The following is a 24,218-nucleotide window of genomic DNA, read 5'->3' on the forward strand; positions in this document are numbered from 1 at the left end:
TTGCCTAGATGGCGCCCGGCAGCGACCACAGACTGGCGGCTACCTAACCCTGCCGGTCACGCCCATGAACCGCCTTACCCCACCCCGCCTAGCCGTCCTCGCGGCTGCCGTCGCCCTCGCGGTCGCCGGCAGCGCCTTCTGGAAGGGTGGCCCCGTCGCGCACGGCGCCAGGCCCGCGCCCCTCCCCACCGTCACATTCCGCGCCGCGGAAGAGCGCACGGTTTTCGACTACCAGGACTACACCGGCCGCCTCGAGGCGGTGGATGTCGTCGATGTCCGCCCACGGGTGCCCGGCACCCTCCTCGCCGTGCATTTCACCGATGGCCAGCACGTGGCCGCGGGCGACCTGCTGTTCACCATCGATCCCGCGCCCTACCGGGCGCAGGTCAACCAGGCGCAGGCAAGCCTCGCGGTGGCGGAAGAGCGTCGCCGCCTTGCAGGCAGCGAACTGGCCCGCGGCCAGAAGCTGGTCGAAGCCAACGCGATCTCACGCAAGGAATTCGATGTACTCGACAACACGGCGCGCGAAGCCGCGGCGTCGCTGAAAGGTGCCGACGCCGCGCTGGCGCAGGCACGGCTGCAGCTGGCGTACTCGCAGGTGCGCGCACCCATCGCGGGGCGCATCTCCCGCGCCGAGATCACCACCGGCAATGTCGTCGGTGCGGGTGGTGACGCCACGCCGCTGACCCGCATCGTCTCTGACGGTGCGCTCTACGCCTCGTTCAATGTCGACGAGCAGAGCTATCTCCGACTCATCGCACCCTCGCTGCGAGCGGGCGTGCTGCCCACGGTGGCGGTCGGTCTTGCCGACGATGACGCGTACCCATACGCAGCGACGGTGCAGGGGATCGACAACCAGATGGACACGCGCTCGGGTACGGTCCGCGTGCGCGCACGCATCAACGCGGTATCACCGGCGATGCTTCCGGGCTTGCAGGCTCGTGTGCGCCTGCATGGCGGGCAGCCTTACCACGCCGTCGTCGTCGACGATGCCGCCGTGGGCACCGATCAGGACCGCAAGTTCGTCCTCGTCGTGAACGCGAAGGACACGATCGAGCGCCGCGTCGTGGAGCCCGGCGTGCTGCAGGGCCGCGAGCGCGTGTTGCGCAGTGGCATCGAACCCGGCGCGCGCGTCGTCATTGATGGTGCCTTCAAGGCACCGCCGGGAACCACCGTGAAGGCGACCGTCGCCGATGCCGGGGCACGGCCATGAACATTTCGAAGTTCTTCATTGATCGACCCATCTTCGCGTGCGTGCTCTCCGCGTTGATCCTGCTCGCCGGTGTCGTCGCCGCCTTCCACATGCCGGTATCGGAGTACCCGCAGGTTATCCCGCCGTCGGTGGTGGTGCACGCGCAGTATCCAGGCGCCAATGCGAAGACGATCGCCGAGACGGTCGCTGCGCCGCTGGAACAATCCGTCAACGGCGTGGAGGACATGCTTTACATGGACTCCAAGGCCAGCGGCGACGGGCACCTTTACCTGACGGTGACGTTCAAGCTCGGGACCGACCCGGCCAGGGCACAGCAGTTCGTGCAGACGCGCGTGTCGCAAGCCTTGCCCCGCCTGCCCGAGGATGTGCAGCGCCTTGGTGTCACCGCGGTTAAGAGTTCGCCGATCATCACCATCGCCGTGCACATGGTTTCGCCGAAGGGCACGTACGACAACAACTACATCAGCAACTACGCCGTGCTCCACGTGAAGGATCGCCTCGCCCGCATCGCGGGCGTGGGCGACGTCGTGCTGTGGGGCCCGGGTGGCTACGCCATGCGGGTGTGGCTCGACCCGGCGGCCCTCGCCGAACGGGGCCTGGCGGCCAGTGATGTCGCCGATGCGATCCGCCGCCAGAACATCCAGGCGGCCGTGGGTACCATCGGCAGCTCGCCGTCGGCACCCGATGCCGCCTTCCAGCTAACGGTCAACGCGGACGGCCGGCTCAAGACGCCCGATGAATTCCGGGGCATCATCGTCAAATCCGACGCCCATGGCGCCATTACCCGCCTGGGCGATGTGGCCCGCGTGGAACTGGGCGCCGAGGACTACGGCATCCGCGCCACGCTCAGCAACCAGCCCGCCATCGCGCTGGCAGTGCAGGAAGCGCCCGGCGCGAACTCGCTGGACATATCGCACGACGTCCACTCGGCGATGGAGGAGCTCGCGAAGGAGTTCCCGCAGGACCTCACCTACCGCGTGGTGTACGAGCCCAGCCGCGCTGTCCAGACCGGCATCGACGCGGTGGTCAAGACATTGCTGGAATCGGTAAGCCTGGTGGTGCTAGTGGTATTCCTGTTCCTGCAGACGTGGCGCGCCTCGATCATCCCGCTGCTGGCCGTGCCGGTGTCCATCGTCGGTACCTTCACCTTCCTGCTCCTCGCGGGCTATTCCATCAACACCCTTTCGCTGTTCGGGTTGGTGGTCGCCATCGGTATCGTCGTCGACGATGCGATCGTGGTGGTCGAGAACGTCGAGCGCAACATCGCCCGTGGTCTGGCGCCGCGCGAAGCGACCTACCAGGCAATGCGCGAGGTGAGCGGGCCGATCATCGCCATCGCGCTGACCCTTTCGGCCGTATTCCTGCCGCTGGCGTTCCTCAGCGGTCTCACGGGCGAGTTCTACAAGCAGTTCGCCGTCACCATCGCGATTTCGACCCTGATCTCGGCCATCAACTCGCTCACGCTTTCCCCCTCGCTCTCGGCGATGCTGCTGAAGGGCCACGGCGACGCGCCCGATGCGCTTACGCGCGTAATGCACCGCGTGTTCGGCCGCTTTTTCGGCGCGTTCAACCGTACGTTCGAGCGGGCCTCCGAAGGCTACGGCGGCGGTGTTGGTCGGCTCGTCAAGCACAAGGGCACGATGCTCGGCGTGTACGCCCTGTTGCTCGCCGCAACCTGGTGGCTCACGGATCATGTACCAGGCGGCTTTGTCCCCGCGCAGGACAAGGAATACATCGTGAGCATGGCGCAGCTGCCGGAGGGATCCACGCTTGACCGCACCGAGGCCACGATGAACCAGATGAACGCCGTGGCCATGAAACACCCTGCCGTCATGGGCACGTCCACCTACAGCGGGCTCTCGATCAATGGCGTGACGAAGAGCTCCAGCACGGCATTGACCTTCGTGTTGCTCAAGCCGTTCAAGGACCGCCCGGGCATCAGCGCCGACCAGGTGGCCGCCGACCTCAACCGCGATTACGGCAGCATCGGCCATGCCTTCGCCGCGGTGTTCCCCGCGCCGCCGGTCTACGGGCTGGGCACCCTTGGCGGTTTCAAGCTGCAGATCGAGGACCGGGCCGATCTGGGCTACGAGGCGCTGTATAAGGCCACGCAGGCCTTCATCAAGAAAGCCTCGACCGCGCCGGAACTGGGCCCACTGTTCTCCACCTATACGGTGAACGTGCCGCAGCTGAAGGTGGACATCGACCGTGCGAAGGCGCAGCAGCTGGGCGTCGACACGCCGGCCATCTTCGGTACGTTGCAGGCGTTCCTCGGCTCGTATTACGTGAATGACTTCAACTTCTTGGGCCGCGTGTACCAGGTACGCATGCAGGCGGATGGCAAGTACCGCTCACGGCCGGACGATATCGGCCAACTGCACGTTCGCAGCGCGAGTGGCGAGATGATCCCGCTGGCCTCCGTAGCCCAGGTATCGCAGACCTATGGCCCCGACCAGGTACAGCGCTACAACGGCTTTACCTCGGCCGATGTCGGTGGCAGCCCGGCGCCGGGGTATTCCTCGGACCAGGCCATGGCCGCCATCAAGCGCATCGCGGCGGAGACGCTGCCACCGGGCATGGCGTATGAATGGACCGACCTTACCTATCAGCAGATCATCGCCGGCAACAGCGCGGTGTGGATCCTTCCGCTGAGCGTGTTGCTCGTCTTCTTCGTGCTCGCCGCGCAGTACGAAAGCGTGACGCTGCCGCTGGCCATCATCCTCATCGTGCCCATGAGCATTTTTTCGGCGCTACTGGGTGTGTGGCTAACGCATGGCGACAACAACATCTTTACCCAGATCGGCCTCATCGTGCTGGTAGGCCTGGCGACAAAGAACGCCATCCTCATCGTGGAGTTCGCCCGTGAGCTCGAGATGGCGGGCATGCCCACGTTGAAGGCCGTGATCGAAGCATCGCGCCTGCGCCTTCGCCCCATCCTGATGACGTCGATGGCGTTCATCATGGGCGTGATCCCGCTGGTGCTCTCGACCGGTGCTGGCGCCGAGATGCGCCACGCGATGGGTATCTCGGTGTTCTTCGGCATGCTCGGCGTCACGCTCTTCGGCTTGTTCCTCACGCCGCTGTTCTACGTGCTGGCCAGGGCGCTCAGTGGCGGCCGGCCCCTGCATTCCGCCGCGCACCACGATGCGCCTGCCCTCGTCCCGCATCACGTGGCCCCGGGCCGCGTGGGAGGTGATGCATGAACACCCTTTCGACGCTTGCTCGTACCGTCCTCGCTGCAAGCACGATGCTGGTACTCACGGCGTGCTCCCTCGCGCCCACCGAGCACCGGCCGACGATCGACGTGTCGGCGACCTATCGCGAAGCCGATGCGGCGATCAAGCCCATGCCGGGCGAGGAACTCGGCCAGTGGGTTCCCGCCCAGCCGGCTGACGAGCAGAAGCCCTCGCCCTGGTGGACGACGTTCGGCGATCCCGTCCTCGTCCAGCTCGAGGAGCGGGCGCTCACGGCAAACCCGGACGTGGCCATCGCCATGGCGCGGATCAAGCGGGCGCGGGCGCTGAGCTCACGCGCCGAGTCGGCACGCTATCCGAGCCTCGACGTGGGCTTCGGCCCGACCCGTCAGCGCACGAGTGGCGCGGCGGCCTTCCGTGGCGACGGTGCGCCTGGCATCGAGCAGACGCTGTGGCGTGCGCAAGGCACAGTCGCGTATGAGGCGGATGTGTTCGGCCGCGTCGCGTCGGACGTCGCCGCGGCACGGGCGTCGTCGGCCGAGCAGCAGGCGCTGTCGCACCAGATGCTGCTTATCGTGCAGGCCGATGTGGCGAGCACGTATTTCACCTTGCGGCAGCTGGAAGGTGAGCGGCGTCTGCTCGCCGACACCGTGGCGATTCGCGAGGCCGGTGTCGCGTTGCTTGAGCGCAAGCGTGACCTTGGTGCCGCGGCCGCCGTCGTTGTCGACCAGGCCCAGGCGGAGCTCTCCGCCGCGCGTGCGGAGCAGGCCACGGTGGAACAGGACGCGGCCCTCGCGCACCACGCCCTGGCCGTGTTGCTTGGCCAGGCGCCCGCCGCGTTCACCTTCGCGGCCGCGCCACTGGAAAACGTCTCGGTGCATGTGGCTGAAGGGCTGCCGTCCACGCTTCTCGAGCGCCGCCCTGACGTGGCCGCGGCGGAGCGTTCCATGGCTGCCGACAACGCACGCATCGGCGTTGCCCGAGCCGCGTATTTTCCGTCGCTGTCGCTCACCGGGGCCTTTGGCTATGAGTCCAGCGAGCTCGGCAATCTCACGAATTGGTCGCAGCGGACGTTCCTTCTCGGACCCCTGGTGGGTACCGCCCTGAGCTTGCCGATCTTCGACGGCGGCAAGCGCAAGGCTGACGTGGCGCGTGCCCGTGCGGACTACGAAGAGAGCGTGGGCGCGTATCGCAAGACGGTCTTGAACGCCTTCCGTGAGGTCGAGGATGCCCTGGCCTCCACGCGTTCACTCGATACGCGGCTGGCGAACGAACGCGATGCCGAAGAGGCCGCCGCCCGCGTCGCGTCATCGGTCAAAACACGGTTTGACGAGGGCGACGTGGACTACCTCGCCGTCGTCGACGCCGAACGCACCCTGCTCAGGAACCGCCAGGCACGCCTTCAATCCGAGGGCGCGCGTGTTCGCGCTTCGGTTGATCTCGTCCGCGCGCTCGGCGGTGGTTGGCATGCCCCTGAATCCAAAGGATCCGTCCAATGAACGTATCAGACCTGTTCAAGCCCCTCACCCTCATGCATGGGCCAGCCATGCGGAACCGCTTCATGCTCGCGCCGTTGACGAACCAGCAAAGCGAGCTTGACGGCGCCCCATCGATCTACGACCAGAACTGGATTCGCCAGGTGGCGAACGGCGGCTATGGCCTGATCCAGACCGGCGCGGCCACGGTGGAGGCGGGCGGCATCGCTTATGCACGCCAGCTGGGCGTGCATAACGACTACCTCATGGTCGGGCTGAGGGAGATGGCCTCGTCCATTCGCGACGGTGGCGGCCTCTCTGCCGTACAGCTGCACCACGGTGGCCACCGGGCCCGGCCGGAAGTGGGTGGCGTACCCGCGCCGGCTTCCAGCCGCACGCTCAACAACACGCGGGCGCTAACGACCGAACAGGTCGAGCGCATCCGTGACAACTTCATCGCGGCTGCCCGGCGCGCCGAGTTGGCGGGTTTTGATGGCGTGGCGTTGCACGGCGCCTTCGGCTGGATCCTGTCGGAATTCATGTCGCCACTATTGAATGACCGTGACGACCGGTACGGCGGCAGCGTCGAGAACCGCGCGCGGCTCACCATCGAAGTGATCGAAGGCATACGCAAGGCGACGGGCCCCGACTTCCAGATCGGGTGGCGCCTGTCGGTGGAGCGTTACGGCCACCAGCTGGAACAGCTTCGTGAGATCACCGCGTGCATCCTCGACCGCGAGCTCATCGACTACCTCGACCTGGCGCTGTGGGATTCCGCGCAAGTGGTACGCGAAGGCGCGTACCGCGGCCAGTCGATGCTCAGCGTGTTCACCAGCATTCCCCGCAAGCGCGTCCGCGTCGGCACTGCCGGCAAGATCATGGGGGCCCAACGTGCGGCGCAGTTGCTGGACGAGGGGTGCGACTTCGTCCTCATCGGCCGCGCGGGGATACTGCAGAGCGACTTCCCGTTACAGGTGATGGATAACCCGCTGTACGACAGTCCCGCGCTCCCCGTCACGGCCGACTACCTGCGGCGCGGCGGCCTGAGCGAACGCTTCATCAACCACATGCGCGGCTGGCCACAGTTCGTGGTGCCGGGCAGCCCCTGAGACGACCCGAGGAGAGCGCAATGAGCAACGACCCTAGCGAGAGCTTCCCCGCAGGTTACGAGCCGCCGGCCGTGTGGGCGCCCAAGGCGGCTTACGGCGGCCAGTTCGGCAGCATCAACCGTCCCGTGTCCGGCGCGCGCTTCGACCGCGAACTGCCCGTGGGTAAGCACCCCTTCCAGCTGTATTCACAGGGCACGCCCAACGGCCAGAAGGTGACCATCCTGCTCGAGGAGCTGCTGGAGGCCGGACACGCTGGGGCGGAGTATGACGCCTGGCTGGTCAACATCTTCGACGGTGACCAGTTCGGCAGCGGCTTCGTCGACATCAACCCGAACTCGAAGATCCCCGCGCTGGTAGACCACACGAAGGACCCGACGACGCGTGTATTCGAGAGTGGATCGATCCTGGTTTATCTCGCCGAGCGTTTTGGCGCCTTCCTGCCGACCGAACACAGGAAGCGAACCGAGACCTTCAACTGGCTGATGTGGCAGATGGGGGCGGCACCCTTCGTCGGCGGTGGCCTCGGCCACTTCCTCAGGTACGCGCCCGTGAAGGTCGAGTACGCGATAGACCGCTACGCCATGGAGACCAAGCGGCAGCTCCACGTGCTGAATACACACCTTGCCACGCATGAATTCCTCGCGGGCGACGAATACACCATCGCCGACATGGCCGTGTGGCCGTGGTACCCGGCCAGCATCTATGGCGTGTACGGCACCGCGGAGTTCCTCGCCGTCGAGCAATACACGCACCTCCTGCGTTGGCACCACGCCATCGCCGCGCGCTCCGCCGTCGCACGCGGGCGCGTTGTCAACCGGATCAATGGCGAGCCCGGCACCATGCTGCGCGAACGCCATGACGCCAGTGATTTCCTCTCCCTCACCCGTTAGAAGGCACCACGCATGAAACTGTATTTCACCCCTGGCTCCTGCGGCCTCGCCGCCCAGATCGCGCTGCGCGAGGCTGGGGTAGCGGTCGACCTCGTGAAAGTGGACTTCGGCACGAAGCGCACGGCCGAAGGCGATTACCTGCAGGTGAATCCAAAGGGTTTCATCCCTTCGCTGAAGCTCGAGAGCGGCGAGGTGGTGACCGAGAACGCCGTGATCCTGCAGTGGATCGCGGACGCGTATCCCGGCGCCTCGCTCCTGCCTCCCATGGGGAGCATGGAGCGCTACCGCGCGCTGGAGTGGCTGAACTACGTGGCGACCGACTTGCACAAGGGCATGGCGGTGATGTTCTCGGGCTTCATCGACCGCGATTCGAAAGTGCGGTTCGCCGAGGGTAATCTCGCCAGCCGCTTCGAATACGTCGACGACCACCTGGCCAACAACGACTACGTGCTGGGCGATCAGTTCTCGGCGGTCGACGGCTACCTGTATAACGTGTTGCGCTGGCCGGTGCGTGTGAACGTTGATATCTCGGTCTTCGCCGGCATTCAGGCCTATATGCGCCGCATGGAGCAGCGGCCGGCCGTCATCGCCGCCATCGAGGCGGAAGGCCCTGCCGCGAAGTACTAAGTGCGTGGGAGGATAGCGGCGGGCATGCACCCGCCACCACCACGTCAGTGGTTGCCGCGGGCGATCTTCGACTGGTCGTACAGGCGCAGCACCGGGAAGTCGATGTCGGTGCGGGCTACCTTCCAGAAGTAATTCGTGAGGAAGTTGAGGATGAGGTGGCCAAACACTTCGGACACGTCCTCATCGCTCCAGCCCGCATCCTTCACCGCCTGCACTTCGGCGTTCGTCAGGTCGCCCTTGTGCCGGACGAGCAGCAGGACGAAGGTAAGCAGGGCTTCTTCCTTCGCATCGGTGGACTTGCCGTGGCGGGCGAGTTCGATGTCTTCGTCGGTGAGCTTCTGCAGCTTCGCGATGGCCGCCAGCAACGAGATGCAGTATTCGCAGCCGTTCTCTTCGCCGATGGCCAGGCCGATCTTGCGAGCCAGCTTCTTGTCGAAGCGGCCGTCCGTGAGGTTCTGGAACAGGGTGAGATAGCTGTTCATCATGGCCGGCGAGTTGGTCATGGTCGACATCAGCAGCGGGTTCTTACCGAACTTCGCGACAGTCTTGGCGAAGATTTCCGCCTGCGCGGGCGTGGCGGTCTCGGGGGTGAGGACGGGGATGCGTGACATGGGTGACTCTCCTAGTAATTTACCGATCGTTCGGTAAATATAGGATCGCTACGGCACGGGTCGGCTGTCAAGACCTATTTGACCGAATGTTCGGTTACAATGGTCGCAGGAGGGCACTATGCCGAAGCCGCGCAAGATCGAAGACGACGAGCTCACCCGCAAGCTGACCGCCATTTTCAAGGAGGTCGGTTATGACGCCGCGTCGCTGGCCAGCCTCTCCGAGGCCACGGGTCTGAAGAAAGCGAGCCTCTACCACCGGTTCCCGGGCGGCAAGGAACAGATGGCGGAGGAAGTGCTCGCGGCCACCCGCGACATCCTCGACGAACACCTGTTCCCCGCGCTGGCGGACGATTCATCGCCCGAGCGGAAGATGGCCGCGTTCGTGAAGACCATCGATGCGTTCTACGCGAGCGGCAACGAGTCGTGCCTGCTCAACATGCTGGCGCCGCCGCGCGGCCACGAGAACGGACGCTCCGTAGCCATCGCCTCGATCTTCCAGCGCCTGGCCGACGCGCTCACGCGCGTGGCCGAAGAAGCCGGTGCACCGAAACGCCAGGCGAAGGTACGCGCCGAGCAAGCCCTCGTGGAGCTGCACGGCGCGCTCATCCTGTCACGTGGCATGGCCGATACGAATATCTTCCAGCGGATGCTGGGGCGGTTGCCGAGGATCGTGCTGACCTAGGGCCACGCGCCGATCAGCGGTAAGCCACCGCCACATCGATCAACCAGATGACAACAAACCGTTCCTCGAGCGTGCCGTACAGAAGCGACCACGGCGAGGGGGCATGGGCTCGAGCACGGTGCCGCCTTCGCCCAGCGCGTTCCGGAGCGTGCGCGTCGTCCTCGCTGTCGCACCTTAGCGACACGAAGAAGGCGTTCTCACCCGGATTCGACAACTGGCTGCCTGCACGTCGATCACGTCATCGCCCCTCTCATTGGACGGTATAGGTAACAACCGTGACGAACGAGAGCAGCATGAGTGACACCTTCGATCCAAGCTCGTTGACCAAGAAATCCTATCGAAATGTTCGGACCGAAATCCGAAATGGATGGCCGAATGGATCTCGTGCTGCACGGTCTTTGCGCTCGTGATTATTTTGGATTTTCATATCGGGCAGTACGACACCATGGAGCATGACCTCCTGTTTTTCACCGTAGGAGGATCTTGTTACTTGCTTTGCTGCCTGATTTCACTTCGATACTTCAGGCAACCAAGGTGAGCGTCGAATACCGGATTCGGCACTACCGGGTCAGGGGCTGTCTGGAGCGGGGTCCACCACCGAAATAGCCCCGCCCCCTTCCCCTCCGCACCGGCTCGCGCGATGATCGCCCCGGGAGAAAAGGGGTGTAACGCATGTCTCACGCGCAGGATCAGCAGCTCGAGCGGCTGACGTTCTTTTCGGACGCCGTCTTCGCCATCGCCATCACCTTGCTGGTGATCGAGATTCATGTGCCGCATCCGGAGGATCGGAGCGACGAGGCCTGGCTGCAGGCGCTTATCGAGCTTGCCCCGCATTTCGTCGGCTTCATCCTCAGCTTCGTCGTCATCGGTGCGCTCTGGGCTGCCCACCATCGCGTGTTCGGGATGCTTCGCCACTATGACGCGTCGATCGTGTGGCCGAATCTGTTCCTCTTGATGGCCATCGCGTTCATGCCGTTTTCGTCGGCCTTGATGAGCGCGCACCCGACGGAGCGGGTGCCGGAATGGTTCTACACGGGCACCCTGCTGATCGCAGGGTTGCTCCAGTACCGGCTGATACGGCGCGTCATGAAGGCCCCCTTCCTCCGGGAAGACGTCACCGACGAGGTCGTCGCCATGCTGCGGCGCCGGGCCCTGGCACTGCCGTCGATGGCGATCCTCGCGGGCATCCTGGCTATCTGGTGGCCGGGGCCGAGCAACCTTCCGTTGATGCTCATGCCGCTGATCGTCCGGGTGTTCGCGCGGATGAAGCGCACCCGTTCGATCGAAGCGCTGTAGAGCCGCCGTGGCGGCGAGGAAGTCTCGCGACACCGCGGCAAGTTTCCCTCGCCGCTGTAGCGACTCCTACAGGCCTCGCACCGGTTGCGGGAGGATTACGACAGCGTCGTCAGCTCGACCGGCACGATGGTGTCGCCGCTGATGACCTGGGCCTGGCCGTCCTGCACCATGAACTGGATCTGCATCGTGCGCTGCGTGAGCGCAGCGAGCGCTTCGACCGTGGCGGGGGCGATATCGACCACCGAGACGTTCTTCGTCCGGGCCACGGCGGCAGCCGTCTTCTTCCACCAGACTTCGGCGCTGCGTCCGCTGTAGCTGTAGACGATCACCCGGTTGGCGCGGCCGGCGGCGCGGCGGATGCGCTGCTCGTCGGGCTGGCCGATCTCGATCCACAGGTCCACGTCGCCGGTCAGTTCCTTGCGCCAGAGATCCGGCTCGTCGTCCGAACTGATGCCCTTGCCGAACGCCAGCGCCTCGTCGGCATTCAGCGCGAAGGCGAGCACCCGCACCATCATCCGGTCGTCGGTTTCCGACGGATGCTGGGCGATGGTCAGGGCGTGGGACTGGTAGTAATGCCGGTCCATGTCGCTGACCTGCAGGTCGGCCTTGAAGACCGTGGATTTGAGGGCCATGAGTAGTGCTTGAGGTCGATGCCGGCCGCAGAGCGTACACGACGGCGCGCCGGGGCGCTTACCTCGGCGCGTGAAGACGGTGCAGGAGTTCGGCTTCCGTCATCGAGATACCGCAGGTTTCGGCGATGTTCTGTGGGGTGGCGCCCTGGCGCGCGAGACGCTGGGCGAGCGCGAGCGCACGATCGTTGGTGGCGCCGGGTTCGCTGGCGACGGTCACAGCCGGTTGCCGGCGAACCTGGTCTTCGATGTCGCCCAGGCGATGGTCGAGGCGGCGCAGCATGTTGGCGAGGGCATCGGCGGGGATCGCCGGCTCGGACGGAGCCTGTGCGGGGGCCGTTGCGACGGTTGCCGCCGGTTCCTTACGCGATGCCGTTTGCGCCGTGCCGCCGATCCGGCGAAACAGGAACAGCAGGCCGACGAGGTTGAGGATCGCGAGGGCGATCAGCACGTATCCGATGGCGGCGTTCATGCGTGGGGGACTCCGTTGGGTCGCGGGACACGGTAGCGCAGTATGCATGTCTTTCGCGAGCACCCGGTCGCGCCCAGGTGCGCTCCTACAAGTTCTTCGTACCGTTCGGAGGCCGGTAGCCGCTTAAGACATGAACCCGCGCAGCGGGTTATCCGATGTCGGTCAGGCGCGGCATAGCTTCTGGACGTCGACCAGCGCGATGAAGCCGTCCTCGCGGGTGATGACGCCACTCACGGGGTCGTCGCGGCGTTCGGCGCGGCCCGGGGGTGGCGGGGCCACATCGTCGGCGTCGAAGGTGAGCATGTCGCCGATGACGTCGATGCGCATGCCGACCACGCCACCGCTGTCGTCGAAGACGATGACGCGGCGTGCGTCTTCCGCCCCCTCTTCCATCGCGCCGTCCAGCCCGAAGCGGCGGCGGCCGTCGAGTACCGGCACGATCTGGCCGCGCAGGTTCACGATGCCGAGCACGTCGTCGGGGGCACCCGGCACCGGTGTGATGTCGCCGGGGCGGATCACCTCGCGCACGCTGGCGAGCGACACCGCGTAGCGCTGCCCTTTCAGGGAGAAGCCGAGCCACGCGCCTTGCGCGTCGTGTTGAGGATGGGTCATGGGCCCAGCTCCTTTTCCAGCCAATCGATCAGCGCGGTCACGTCGACCACGCCGCATTTGGGTTCCAGCGACATGCCCGCCAGCCAGGGACGCGTCGCGGCGCCGCTGCGCCACTGGATCATGTCCGTCGACAGTTCCACGGGCTCTTCGTCCACCACACAGGCCAACGCCCAGGTGCGGTCGCGGAGGATCACCAGCGTGACGGTCGGAGCGCCGCTCAGGTCGGGCGAAAGGATCGCCGCGAGGTCGGCGGCACGCGCCTCCCCGCTCGGATGACGCCAGCGCCCGAGGCAGATCGGATTGCTCGAATTCGGGGGTGTCAGCGGTGGCATCGGAATCACGTGGGTGACATCCGCCATCGGCACTGCGAGCTTCACACCCGCGGCCACGCACAACAGGTAGCGGCAATCCATCTCGCGCGCAGGAGCCGAGGTCGGCGTGTTGCGCCAGGGCTCGAACGCTACCACCTTTACCTCGGGCGCGGGCGCCTGCACGGGCGCGACGACCGGGGTCAGCAGTTCGGCGAGGTAGTCGGCGACGATCTGTTCGGCGTCTTGCATGGCGCGCATCACGCGGCGGCGTCCGTCACGGACGGCACGGGCATGGCCAGCAGTTCGTCCAGCAGCTGGCGATACGCCAGTCCGCCACGTCGCGCCGCCGGCCATGCGGCGAGCGGCACGCCGGCGGCGCTCGCTTCGCGAATCTGGGTATCGGTGGGAATCACCGACTGGCTCACGTCGTCGCCGTATTGCTCGCGCAGCTGCGCCAGGCAGGCGCGCGATGCGTGCGTACGCGCGTCGTACAAGGTGGGCACGATGGTGCGCGGCATCGGCTTGCCGCGGGAGCGCTCGATCATCGAGAGGCTGCGCAGCATCCGCTCGAGACCGGCCAGCGCCAGCGCTTCTGTCTGCGTCGGCACGAGCAGGCGATCGCTGGCGGCGAGCGCGTTGACCATCAGCACGCCAAGTGTCGGCGGGCAGTCCAGCAACACGTTGTCGAAATCGGACGCGAGTTCCGCCAGCGCCTGGCTGAGGACCAGACCCATGCCGGGCCGTGTGCCAAGCTGGCGGTCGAGCGTGATCATGGCGGCGGAGGCCGGCAACACGCTCAGACGGTCCCACTGCGTGGCGTGCACGAGCGTGCGCACCGGCAACGGATTGCCGCCCACGCCGAACAGGTCGTACACGCTGCCGTGCGCTCCGCCTTCGACGCCGACATAGCCGGACAGCGACGCGTGCGGATCCATGTCCACCAGCAGCGTGCGCTTCCCGGCACCGGCCAGCAGGCTGCCGAGCGCGACCGTTGTCGTCGTCTTGCCGACGCCACCCTTCTGGTTGGACACCGCCCATACGCGCATCAGCGGGCCTCCGCGGTGGGCGCGAAACGGGCGGCGCCTGCCGTGGGCGCCACGATGCCGCGGGACGCGCTCGCCGTCGGGGCGGAGCCGCCCGAGGCGGCGGGCCTCGCGGCCAGGTCGACGCGATCGGCGTCGCTATAGAAACGCGCCGGGGCAGCCTTGTCGCTCATCACCACGATCAGCACGCGGCGATTCCGGTTACGGCCGTCTTCCGTGGCGTTGTTCGCGGTGGGACGGAATTCGCCCCAGCCGATGATGCCGACTCGATGCGGGTCGACCCCGGTGATGGTCAGCAGGCGCGCAACCGTGGCCGCTCGCGCGGCCGACAATTCCCAGTTCGAGGGGAAGGTCGTCGTCGCGATGGGCGTGTTGTCCGTATAACCCTCGATGCGCATGGCGTTCGGAAACGGCGCGAGGATGCCCGCCAGCTTGCGCAGCACCTCTTCCGCGGGCGCCTGCAGCTTCGCTACCCCGACCGGGAACAGGATGTCCGTGCGCACTTCGATCTCGAGCCAGTCGGGCGTCTGGCGGACGCTGACCAGGCTCTTGTCGATCAGCGGCTTCATGGCCCGCTGCACTTCCGAGGAAATCTGGCTGAGGCTGGCATCCTCGGTCTTGCCGATCGAGGTGTTCGCCGCGGGAGCCGTGTTGATGCTCGCCGTCTCCTGGCGCTCGGGTGCCGCGCCCTCGTGCCCGGGCAGCGGCAGGTTGCGCGGGGGGATGGGTACGTCGATCTTCGCGATCGGCGCGGCCGAGGGTGCGCGCGACTGGTTCGGCAGCGGCACCTGGGCGGCAGGCGTGGCCTCGCGGATCGGCTCGATCACCTTGCCGGTGCCGTTGAAGGCCTCGTTGATGGACTGCGCCATGACCCGGAACTTCGTCTCGTTCACCGCCGACACCGCATACATCACGACGAACAACGCGAGCAGCAGGGTGATCAGGTCCCCGTAAGGGATCGCCCAGCGCTCGTGATTGATGTGTTCCTCGTGGTGGCGGCGCTTCACGACAGGAATCCCTGCAGCTTGCTCTCGATGTGGCGTGGGTTGTCGCCCTGCGCGATGGAGACCAGGCCTTCGACCAGGATCTCGCGCATCTGCGAACGGCGCCGCGCGAGTCCCTTGAGGCGCGAGGCCATCGGTAACGCCAGCAGGTTGGCGAGGCCGATACCGTAAATGGTGGCGACGAAGGCCGCCGCGATGCCATGGCCGAGCTTGCTCGGATCGGCGAGGTTCTGCATGACCGACATAAGGCCCATGACGGCGCCGATGATGCCCATGGTCGGCGAATACGCGCCGGCGTTCTCGAATACCTTGGCCCCTTCGATGTCGTTGTGCTCGCGCGCGAACACTTCCACCTCGAGGACGGAACGCATGGCGTCGGGTTCGGTACCGTCGACGAGCAACTGGAGGCCCTTGCGGATGAAGGGATCCCCTTCGCGCTCGATCGCGGGCTCCAGGCCGAGCAGGCCGGTGCGGCGCGAGATCTCGCTCCACCCGACGATACGGCTGACCAGGTCTTCGGACTCGATATCCGGCGGACGGTAGACCCAGGGCAGCATGCCCCAGGCCCGCTTGAGGACGGTACCCGGCGTCTGCACGAGCAGGGCCGCGAAGGTACCGACGAAGACGATGATGAACGCGGCCGGATTCCACAGGGCGTCGAGGCTCGAGCCCTTCAGGATGGTGCCCAGGATGATGACCACGAAGGCCAGGATCGTTCCGACGACGCTCACGATATCCATATCAGACGGCCATCCTCAACGTGGGCAGGACCTGGCCGCCATCGTCGGCAAGACCGGAGAGATCGAGCACGAGCGAGATCCGGCCGTCGCCGGTGATCGTGGCCCCGGCCACGCCGGGCACGTCCTTGAGGAAAGGGCCGAGCGGCTTGGCCATGACGTCCTCGCGACCGAGCACTTCGTCGACGAGGCAGCCGAGCGTCTGGTGGCCGATCTGCACCACGACGACGTGACCGCCCTTCCCCGCCGCGCCGGCCCAGCGGCCGAGGTCCGCGAGGGGCAGCGCACGTTGGCGATGCGACGCGACGATGCGACCGTCGAGTTCCTGGATCTGTCCCGGCACGAGTTCGAACACTTCGGCCACGTTGGACAGTGGCAGCGAAAGCAGGCGGTTGCCCACGCGCACCATGAGCACGCGCAGGATGGCCAGGGTGAGCGGCACCGAAAGGCGCACGGTGCTGCCGTGGCCCACCCGCGAGTCGATGGACAACGTGCCGCCGAGTTCGACGATCTTCGTCTTGACCACGTCCATGCCGACACCGCGCCCGGAGATGTCGGACACCTGGCTGGCGGTGGAGAAGCCCGGACGGAAGACGATCTCGTAGCACTCGCGCTCGTCGAGGCGCGCCGCCTGCTCCTCGTCCATCAGGCCCTTTTCGACGGCCTTGCGGCGCAGGACCTCGGGGTCCATGCCCTTGCCGTCGTCGGTGACGGTGATGACGATGCGGTCGCCGAACTGGCCGGCGGCGAGACGGACCGTGCCGGAGCGCGGCTTCCCCTCGCGCTCGCGCACGTCGGGCATCTCGATGCCGTGATCCACCGAGTTGCGCAGCAGGTGCACCAGCGGATCGGCCAGTGCTTCCACCACGGTGCGGTCGATATCGGTTTCTTCGCCTTCCGTGACCAGCTCGATCTCCTTGCCGAGCTGGCGGGCAAGATCGCGGACGATGCGCGGGAAACGCGAGAACAGCTTGCCCACCGGCTGCATGCGCATGCGCAGCACGGCGTTCTGCAGGTCCTCGGCCACGCGCTCGAGTTCGCCGATGGCGCGTTCCATCGGATCGTTCGTGCCGCGCGGGGCGAGGTTGGTGAGGCGGTTGCGGACCAGCACGAGTTCGCCGGCTGCGTCGACGAGGCCGTCGAGACGGTGCGTGTCGACGCGGACGGTAGTTTCGGCAGCGGAAGCGGCGCGCTTTTCGGGCTGAGGCTTCGGCGCCGGTTTTGCAGGCTCCGGCGCGGATACCGGGAGCGAAGGCGCCGCGGACGGGTCCGTTCCCGCGGGCGCGACGGCAACCGCGACACCGGGGGCGGCGGCACCGTGAAGGCTGTCGAGCAACGCCTCGAATTCGTCGTCGCTGATGGTGTTGCCGGCCGCCGCCGCGGGTGCCGGTGCGGGCACCGGCGCCGGCTCGGGGGCGGCGGCATCCGGCTCGGCGCCAGGCGCGCCGGTGCCGTAGAGCGAATCCAGCAGCGCCTCGAACTCGTCGTCGGAGATCGTGCCCGAGGAGGTGGGTGCCGGGTCGCGCTCGTTGCGCGCGGCGTCGAGCATCGCCTCGAATTCGTCCTCGATGGGATCGTACGGACGCGAGGGCACCGCCGCCGCGGGAGCGGCGATCGGCGCGGCCAGCGCCACGGGCGGCGCCGAGGCGGCACGGCCCGGGATCAGCAGGCGGTCGAGCAGCGAACGCGGCGCGGCGTCGATCGGCACGCCACCGTCGGCGGCGCGCATCATGTCGTTGAGGAGATCGAGCGACTCCAGCAGCGCGTCCATGAAGCCGGCGTTGAGCACGACGGCCCCGTTGCGCGCTTCGTTGAGCAGATCCTCGGCGCGATGGCACAGCTCCACCATCGGGTTCAGGCCGAGGAAGCCCGCGCCGCCCTTCACGGTGTGGAAGGCGCGGAACACCGCGTTCAGCAGGTCGACGTCGCCCGGCGACGACTCGAGGTCCACGAGCTGTTCGCCCAGGCTCTCGAGCAGTTCGCGTGCCTCGATCAGGAAGACGTTGAGCAGCTCGTTGTCCAGCTCCACGCTCATAGGGCGCTCAGAAGCCGAATTCGCTGAGGAGGCGATCCACTTCGTCCTGGCTTACCTTGTCGGCGGCTGGCGCCGCCCCGCCCGCGAGGGAGCCGGTCAGGCGTACCAGTTCCACCAGCGAGGATTCGACCTTGGCCATGAACGCCTCGACCTGCGCGACGCGCTGGCCGGAGAGGTCCTGCCACGACTGGGCCTCCACCATTTCGCCGAAGCCGATGTCGCAGCTCTGCGCGAAGTCGCCCACGCGCACGGCCAGCGCCGTGGCGTTGCCGGCGAAGGCCGGGTCGGCCTGGTCGAGCACCAGCACCTCGTCGGCCTGGCGGGCGAGCGCCTGGGCCTGGGGGCGCAGCTTCTCGCTGAAGTCGAGCGTGCGATGCGCGGCCTGCGAACTCATCTCGAGTACGTCGCGCAGGTGCTTGCGCGCGTCGCTCATGTTGCCCGGCACACCGTCGTGCGAGATGTCGGCGGCGAGGCGGCGTGCGGATTCGTGCAGGTCGCGGGCGAGATGACCCAGGGCCAGGAACAGGTGCTGCTCGCGGGTGCGGAGGAGGTTGTCGAGCGCCTGCTCGAAGGCGGCCGGGTCATCTGCGTCGAGCAGCTCGCGCAGTTCGGGAGCCACGTCGTGGCCGGTGGAAAGCATCGTGTTCATGGGTCGTTCCTTAGCCCGCGGCCGCAGCGAGACGTTCGAAGATCTTGTCGAGTTTTTCCTTCAGCGTGACCGCGGTGAACGGCTTGACGACATAGCCGTTCACGCCGCTCTGCGCGGCGGCGATGATCTGGTCGCGGTTGTTCTCCGCCGTGACCATCAGCACCGGCAGGGCCTTGAGCGCGGCGTCGGCGCGAATCGCGCGGAGCAGGTCGATGCCGGTCATGTTCGGCATGTTCCAGTCGGTGACCACCAGGTCGAACGGCTGCGCGCGCAACACCGCCAGGGCGGCATTGCCGTCCTCGGCCTCCTGGATCAGGGTGTTGGTGAACCCCAGCTCCACCAGGAGGTTCCTGACGATGCGTCGCATGGTGGAGAAATCGTCCACCACGAGGATCTTCATGTTCTTGTCCAAAACTTCTCTCCGCCTTGCTGCTGCGCGTTCGTCAATGCTTTTCTTTCCAACCCGACATGCGTGCGCGGAGGCGGATGAGGGCCTGGCCGTGGATCTGGCACACCCGCGATTCGCTCACACCCAGCACCGCGCCGATTTCCTTCAGGTTGAGTTCTTCATCGTAGTACAGCGACATGACCAGCTTTTCGCGCTCGGGCAGCCCGTCGATGGACTGCGCCAGCGCGTCGCGCAGGCCTTCCTGTTCAAACAATCCGTCCGGACCCGCGGCATCCGGGTCGGCCACGTCGATCGCGGCGCCTTCGTCGCCTTCGGGCGCCGTCAGGCTCAGCAACCGCGCGCTCGCCGCGTCGGCCAGGATCTGGTTGTATTCCATGGCGTCGATGCCCAGCCGCTTCATCACTTCCGCGTCGTCGGCGTCGCCACCCGTCTCGTTTTCGATCTGCCTCGTCACCTCCGCGACCTCGCGCAACTTCCGATGGACGGAACGCGGGGTCCAGTCCGTCTTGCGCAGTTCGTCCAGCATGGCGCCACGTATGCGGATACCCGCATAGGTTTCGAAGCTGGCCGCGCGAGTCGGCGAGTAATTTCTTGCGGCCTCGAGCAGTCCGATCATCCCGGCCTGCATGAGGTCGTTTGCGTCCACGCTCGGCGGCAGCCTGCCCATCAGGTGATAGGCGATACGGCGCACCAGCGGCGCGTGGGTCTTTACCAGTTGATCCGCCGGGATACGCGTGATCTCGAGATATTCGGTCGCGACGCTCACAGTGGCAGCCCTCCTCCCAAGTGGGACCGCTCGGCGAAAAAGCCGATGCGGCCCTGTGCCCGGGGCTCGGGTTCACCCCATGTATCGACCGACCTGGCCAGATTCTTGAATCCGACCGCGGACCGGCTGCTCGGCCAGGCGTCGACCACCGCCGACTGGCGGCGGATGGCCTGGCGCAGGTATTCGTCGTGCGGGACCATGCCCATGAAATCCAGGGACACGTCGAGGAAGCGGTTGGTCACCCGCGCCAGCTTCTCGAACAGCTGGCGGCCCTCCTGGGCGTGGCGGACCATGTTGGCCACGATGCGGAAGCGGTTCACGTCGAATTCCCGGCTCATGACCTTGATCAGGGCGTAAGCGTCGGTGAGCGAGGCCGGCTCGTCGCAGACCACCACCACCACCTCGTCGGAAGCCGCCGCGAACATGGACACACTGTCGGAAATGCCGGCCGCGGTGTCCACGATCAGGTACTCCGGCGCCAGCGGGTATTCGTCGAAGGCCCGGATGACCGCCGCGTGCTCGATGTTCGGCAGCTGCGCCATGCGCCGCGCGCCGGAGGTGGCCGGAATCACCTTCAGGCCGTGGGCGGCCTCGAGGATGAGGTCCTCGATCCGGCACTCCCCTTCCAGCATGTGGCCCAGGTGGCGGGTGGGCTGCAGGCCGAGCAGGACGTCGATGTTCGCCATGGCGAGGTCGGCGTCGAGCAGGAGGACATCACGGCCGCCCATCGCGAGCGCCATGCCGAGGTTGACCGCCACCGTGGTCTTGCCCACGCCACCCTTTCCACCGGCGATCGCGATGCTGCGGGTGGGGCGACGGTCGGCGAGCCAGTTGAGTCCGGCGGCCTGGGTGGAATCGACGTGTGTGCTCATGAAGGAAGTCACTGCCCGTGTGTTTCTGTCTATGGTCCGTTAGGCCGCTTAAGCCAGGGCCGGCGCAGCCGTGCCGAAACGTTCGGCAAGCAAGGCGTCGTCGGGTTCTTCGTTGCGCTGCTTCAACAGCTGTGCCGCGAGGCAGACGAGCTTGCGCGCATCGGCCGAGGCGATGTCCTCGGGTACGCGCTGACCGTCCGTCGTGTAGTCCAGCGGCATGTTGTGGCGGATGAGGGCCGAGAGCGCGCCGCCGATGAGCGGCGCCTCGTCGAGCTTGGTGAGGATGGCGGTCTGCGGCGCCAGCGGCGCGTAGGCCCGGATGGCGCCGTCGATGGCCTGGGCCTGCGCGTTGGCCGCGAGCACCAGGCAGACGCGCACGTCGGAGGTGGCGCGCAGCGTCTCGAACTGCTGCTGCAGCTTGGGGTCGTTGCCGGCCAGGCCGGCCGTGTCCACCAGCACGGTGTGCTTGCCGCGCAGCTGGAGGAGCACATTGCGCAAGCTGGTGGCATCGTGGGCGTTGAACACGCGCACGCCGAGCAAGCGGCCGTAATGCTCGAGCTGCGCGCCGGCGCCGATGCGGTACTGGTCCGCGCTGATCAACGCGACGTTCGAGGCGCCATGGCGCAGCACGGCGCGCGCGGCGAGCTTGGCGATCGTGGTGGTCTTGCCCACACCGGTGGTGCCGACCAGCGCGGTGACGCCACCGCCGGCCGTGTCGAAATGGCGTCCGCTGGTGCGGATGTTGCGCGAGAGCAGCCCCAACGGCAGGTAGCGGGCCTGGTCGGAGGTCATGCCCGGCGGCAGTTCGGCGCACAGCGCACGCGCGACGTCGCCGTCGATGCCCAGGCGGGTCATCTCGCGCAGCACGCGGGCGCGCAGCGGCTGCTCGCGATCCATCTGGTTCCAGGCGAGGGTGGAGAGCTGGACTTCGAGCATCTCGCGCAGGTTGTTGATCTCGGCGCGCACGCCGTTCACGGCGGCATCGTTGTTCGGCACGACGGTGGCCGCGCGCACCACGTCGGCCACGCTCGCGGCCAGCGCGGCGCTGGACTGGCGCTGCGGCGCATTCGCGCTGGCCGGCGCACCGGACTTCGCGGCGCGTTCCACTGCGGCCGCCGTGGCGGCGCGGGCCTGGTCGATGCGCGCGGCACGCTCGGCTTCGTCGCGGAGGGCGCGCGCCGGGACTTCCTCGCGCTTCGGCGACTCGATGCCGAAGCCGGCCTCGCGCACCAGCGCCTCGTCGTAGTCGAGGGCGGCGATGATCTCGATGCCGTCGTCGAGCCGGCGGGTGGACAGGATCACGGCGTCCGGCCCCTGCTCGTCCCGAACCTGGCGCATGGCCTGGCGCATATCCGGCGCAACGAATCGTTTGATTTTCATGCCTCTATCCTTTCCTCATCCTGGCGCCCTCATCCCGAAGCGCGCTGCCTGTTCGATGGTCCGCGCCCCAACCGCGCGGGTGTTCATGTCTTACCGTCCGAGGGCCGTCACCAGCTTGACGCGTCGGTTGTCCGGAACCTCGTTGTAAGCAAGTACATGCAGGTTTTGGGCCACATGACGGGTGAAGCGCGAAAGCCAGGGACGAAGCGCCGGCGAGACCAGCAGGACAGCCGGTTCGCCCGCCGCTTCCTGGCGCCGCGCCGCATCGGCGACGCTCTGCTGCAGGCGATCGGCGAGCCCCGGTTCGACAGCCGCGCCAGCGGGACCGCCGCCTTGCAGCGACTGCAGAAGGATCTGCTCCAGTTCCGGCGCCAAAGTAATGACGGGAACTTCCGTGCCCAGACCGGCGATTTCCTGGACGATCTGTCGGCCGAGGGTGACGCGCACCGCCGCGGCGAGCACGCCCGGGTCCTGGCTCTGCCCCGCGTGCTCGGCCAGCGATTCCACGATGCCGCGGAAGTTGCGGATGGGTACGCGCTCGGCAAGCAGGTTTTGCAGCACCTTGACCACGGCGCCGAGCGACAGGCGCTTCGGCACGAGGTCCTCCACCAGCTTCGGCGTCTGCTGGGCCAGGCGGTCGAGCAGCTGCTGCACGTCCTGGTGGCCGATGAGCTCGTGGGCGTGGTTCTGCAGGATGTGCGAAAGGTGCGTGGCGATCACCGTGGCCGGATCGACCACCGTGTAACCGAGGGTCTGCGCGTGCTCGCGCATGCCCGGCTCGATCCACACGGCGTCGAGGCCGAAGGCCGGGTCGCGCGTGGCGATGCCGTTGATCGTGCCATGCACGCGGCCCGGGTCGATCGCGAGCATGCGCTCGGTATGGATTTCCGCCTCGCCCATCGGCACGCCCATCAGCGAGATGCGGTAGCCGTGCGGGGCGAGGTCGAGGTTGTCGCGGATGTGCACCGAGGGCACCAGGAAACCCAGTTCCTGCGACAGCTTGCGGCGGACGGACTTGATCCGCGCCATCAATTCGCCGCCCTGTGCCTTGTCCACCAGGGGAATGAGGCGATAACCCACTTCCAGGCCGATGGTGTCGACCTGGGCCACGTCCTCCCAGGAGAGTTCAAGGCGCTCGGCCGGCGGCGTCGATTCCAGCGCCAGCTCCGTGCCCGGCCCGGCCGTGCCGGCGGCGACGCCGGCGGCGGCATCCATCTGCTGCTGGTGGAGCTTCCACGCACCGAAGCCGGCGATCGCGGCCAGGATGAGGAACGGCAGGTTCGGCATGCCCGGGATGAGGCCCATGGTGCCGAGCACGGCGGCGGCCACGGCCAGCGCCTTCGGCTGGCCGAACAGCTGGCCCATCACCTGCTTGCCCATTTCCTGCGATTTCGACACGCGGGTGACGATCACCGCCGTCGCGATCGAGAGCATGAGTCCCGGCACCTGGGCGACGAGGCCGTCGCCGATCGTCAGCAGCGTATAGGTGCGCGCGGCTTCGGCGGCGGAAAGCCCGTGCTGGAGCATGCCGATGAAGAAGCCGCCGATGATGTTGATGGCGAGGATCAGCATGCCGGCCGTGGCATCGCCGCGGACGAACTTGGACGCACCGTCCATCGAGCCGTAGAAATCCGCTTCCTCGCGCACTTCCTGGCGGCGCTCGCGAGCCTGTTCCTGCGTCAGCAGGCCGGCGTTGAGGTCGGCGTCGATGGCCATCTGCTTGCCGGGCATGGCGTCGAGGGTGAAGCGCGCCGTCACCTCGGAGACGCGGGTCGCACCCTTGGTCACCACCACGAAGTTGATGATGGTGAGGATGGCGAACACCACGAAGCCGACGGCGAAGTTGCCGCCGATGACGAACTCGCCGAAGGCCTCGATGACCTTGCCGGCGGCGCCCGGGCCGTTATGACCATGCAGCAGCACCACGCGGGTGGAGGCGATGTTCAGCGCGAGGCGAAGCAGCGTGGCGAACAACACCACGGTGGGGAACGAGGCCAGTTCCAGCGGGCGCATCACGTACATCGTGGCCAGCAGGATCACCAGCGACAGCGCGATGTTGAAGGTGAACAGCAGGTCCAGCACGAAGGGCGGCAAGGGCAACATCATCATGCCGAGCATGACCAGCATCGCCAGCGGCGCCGCGATGCCGCGGCGGCCGATCTGGCGGAAGGTGCCCATGAGGGTGGTGCTGCTGGCTGCCAT

Annotated in this window: 23 protein-coding genes; 8 read left to right on the forward strand and 15 right to left on the reverse strand. The window is 66.9% G+C overall.

Features of this window, described 5'->3' with window-relative positions; all coding sequences use genetic code 11:
* The first annotated feature begins 64 nt into the window (after positions 1-64).
* The 6 genes from HBF32_RS15265 to gstA are packed head-to-tail and all read left to right on the forward strand — an operon-like array spanning position 65 to position 8,508.
* Entirely contained in the window at positions 65-1,213 is a 1,149-nt protein-coding gene (locus HBF32_RS15265) for an efflux RND transporter periplasmic adaptor subunit (RefSeq protein WP_166700646.1), read from the forward strand.
* Positions 1,210-4,416 (forward strand): efflux RND transporter permease subunit, encoded by a 3,207-nt coding sequence (locus HBF32_RS15270; protein ID WP_166700647.1) that lies wholly within the window; start codon positions 1,210-1,212, stop codon positions 4,414-4,416. Before HBF32_RS15265 ends, HBF32_RS15270 begins: the two co-directional genes overlap by 4 nt.
* Positions 4,413-5,906, forward strand: coding sequence for an efflux transporter outer membrane subunit (locus tag HBF32_RS15275; RefSeq protein WP_166700648.1), 1,494 nt, complete (start codon positions 4,413-4,415; stop codon positions 5,904-5,906). Before HBF32_RS15270 ends, HBF32_RS15275 begins: the two co-directional genes overlap by 4 nt.
* On the forward strand, positions 5,903-6,991 hold the full coding sequence (locus HBF32_RS15280) for an NADH:flavin oxidoreductase (RefSeq protein ID WP_166700649.1): 1,089 nt from the start codon (positions 5,903-5,905) through the stop codon (positions 6,989-6,991). Before HBF32_RS15275 ends, HBF32_RS15280 begins: the two co-directional genes overlap by 4 nt.
* A gap of 20 nt (positions 6,992-7,011) precedes the next feature.
* Entirely contained in the window at positions 7,012-7,881 is an 870-nt protein-coding gene (gene yghU, locus HBF32_RS15285) for a glutathione-dependent disulfide-bond oxidoreductase (protein ID WP_166700650.1), read from the forward strand.
* A 12-nt stretch (positions 7,882-7,893) separates the two neighbouring features.
* Entirely contained in the window at positions 7,894-8,508 is a 615-nt protein-coding gene (gstA, locus tag HBF32_RS15290) for a glutathione transferase GstA (RefSeq protein ID WP_166700651.1), read from the forward strand.
* 44 nt (positions 8,509-8,552) lie between these two features.
* On the opposite strand, the gene HBF32_RS15295 is transcribed toward gstA, so the two are convergent.
* Complete coding sequence (locus HBF32_RS15295) at positions 8,553-9,119, reverse strand: carboxymuconolactone decarboxylase family protein (protein WP_166700652.1); 567 nt, start codon at positions 9,117-9,119, stop codon at positions 8,553-8,555.
* Positions 9,120-9,237: 118 nt separating this feature from the next.
* On the opposite strand from HBF32_RS15295, the gene HBF32_RS15300 reads away from it, so the two are divergent.
* A complete protein-coding gene (locus tag HBF32_RS15300; protein ID WP_166700653.1) occupies positions 9,238-9,801 on the forward strand; it encodes a TetR/AcrR family transcriptional regulator in 564 nt (187 codons plus the stop codon).
* 672 nt (positions 9,802-10,473) lie between these two features.
* On the forward strand, positions 10,474-11,097 hold the full coding sequence (locus tag HBF32_RS15305; RefSeq protein WP_166700654.1) for a TMEM175 family protein: 624 nt from the start codon (positions 10,474-10,476) through the stop codon (positions 11,095-11,097).
* A 95-nt stretch (positions 11,098-11,192) separates the two neighbouring features.
* On the opposite strand, the gene HBF32_RS15310 is transcribed toward HBF32_RS15305, so the two are convergent.
* The 14 genes from HBF32_RS15310 to flhA all read right to left on the reverse strand — a co-directional run bounded on the left by HBF32_RS15310 (position 11,193) and on the right by flhA (position 24,218).
* Complete coding sequence (locus HBF32_RS15310; RefSeq protein ID WP_166700655.1) at positions 11,193-11,729, reverse strand: YaeQ family protein; 537 nt, start codon at positions 11,727-11,729, stop codon at positions 11,193-11,195.
* Positions 11,730-11,787: 58 nt separating this feature from the next.
* On the reverse strand, positions 11,788-12,198 hold the full coding sequence (locus HBF32_RS15315; RefSeq protein ID WP_166700656.1) for a DUF2802 domain-containing protein: 411 nt from the start codon (positions 12,196-12,198) through the stop codon (positions 11,788-11,790).
* A gap of 162 nt (positions 12,199-12,360) precedes the next feature.
* Positions 12,361-12,810 carry a chemotaxis protein CheW gene (locus tag HBF32_RS15320; RefSeq protein ID WP_166700657.1) on the reverse strand — a complete coding sequence of 150 codons (450 nt, stop codon included), beginning with the start codon at positions 12,808-12,810 and terminating at the stop codon, positions 12,361-12,363.
* Positions 12,807-13,379 (reverse strand): chemotaxis protein CheW, encoded by a 573-nt coding sequence (locus HBF32_RS15325; protein WP_205287763.1) that lies wholly within the window; start codon positions 13,377-13,379, stop codon positions 12,807-12,809. Before HBF32_RS15325 ends, HBF32_RS15320 begins: the two co-directional genes overlap by 4 nt.
* Positions 13,379-14,167 (reverse strand): ParA family protein, encoded by a 789-nt coding sequence (locus HBF32_RS15330; RefSeq protein WP_166700659.1) that lies wholly within the window; start codon positions 14,165-14,167, stop codon positions 13,379-13,381. Before HBF32_RS15330 ends, HBF32_RS15325 begins: the two co-directional genes overlap by 1 nt.
* Positions 14,167-15,171, reverse strand: coding sequence for a flagellar motor protein MotD (motD, locus tag HBF32_RS15335; RefSeq protein WP_166700660.1), 1,005 nt, complete (start codon positions 15,169-15,171; stop codon positions 14,167-14,169). The genes HBF32_RS15330 and motD overlap by 1 nt, the downstream gene beginning before the upstream one ends.
* Positions 15,168-15,908 carry a flagellar motor protein gene (locus HBF32_RS15340; RefSeq protein ID WP_166700661.1) on the reverse strand — a complete coding sequence of 247 codons (741 nt, stop codon included), beginning with the start codon at positions 15,906-15,908 and terminating at the stop codon, positions 15,168-15,170. The genes motD and HBF32_RS15340 overlap by 4 nt, the downstream gene beginning before the upstream one ends.
* Before the next feature lies 1 nt (position 15,909).
* Positions 15,910-17,940 carry a chemotaxis protein CheA gene (locus HBF32_RS15345; protein WP_166700662.1) on the reverse strand — a complete coding sequence of 677 codons (2,031 nt, stop codon included), beginning with the start codon at positions 17,938-17,940 and terminating at the stop codon, positions 15,910-15,912.
* Between the two features lie 7 nt (positions 17,941-17,947).
* Positions 17,948-18,589 carry a protein phosphatase CheZ gene (locus HBF32_RS15350; RefSeq protein ID WP_166700663.1) on the reverse strand — a complete coding sequence of 214 codons (642 nt, stop codon included), beginning with the start codon at positions 18,587-18,589 and terminating at the stop codon, positions 17,948-17,950.
* A 10-nt stretch (positions 18,590-18,599) separates the two neighbouring features.
* Positions 18,600-19,001, reverse strand: coding sequence for a chemotaxis response regulator CheY (gene cheY / locus HBF32_RS15355; protein ID WP_166700664.1), 402 nt, complete (start codon positions 18,999-19,001; stop codon positions 18,600-18,602).
* Between the two features lie 31 nt (positions 19,002-19,032).
* A complete protein-coding gene (locus HBF32_RS15360; protein ID WP_166700665.1) occupies positions 19,033-19,764 on the reverse strand; it encodes an RNA polymerase sigma factor FliA in 732 nt (243 codons plus the stop codon).
* Complete coding sequence (locus HBF32_RS15365) at positions 19,761-20,636, reverse strand: P-loop NTPase (RefSeq protein WP_166700666.1); 876 nt, start codon at positions 20,634-20,636, stop codon at positions 19,761-19,763. The genes HBF32_RS15360 and HBF32_RS15365 overlap by 4 nt, the downstream gene beginning before the upstream one ends.
* 48 nt (positions 20,637-20,684) lie before the next feature.
* Positions 20,685-22,016, reverse strand: coding sequence for a flagellar biosynthesis GTPase FlhF (gene flhF, locus HBF32_RS15370; RefSeq protein ID WP_166700667.1), 1,332 nt, complete (start codon positions 22,014-22,016; stop codon positions 20,685-20,687).
* A 90-nt stretch (positions 22,017-22,106) separates the two neighbouring features.
* Entirely contained in the window at positions 22,107-24,218 is a 2,112-nt protein-coding gene (gene flhA / locus HBF32_RS15375) for a flagellar biosynthesis protein FlhA (RefSeq protein ID WP_166700668.1), read from the reverse strand.

The organism is Luteibacter yeojuensis (assembly GCF_011742875.1).
GTDB classification, from domain to species: Bacteria; Pseudomonadota; Gammaproteobacteria; order Xanthomonadales; family Rhodanobacteraceae; genus Luteibacter; species Luteibacter yeojuensis.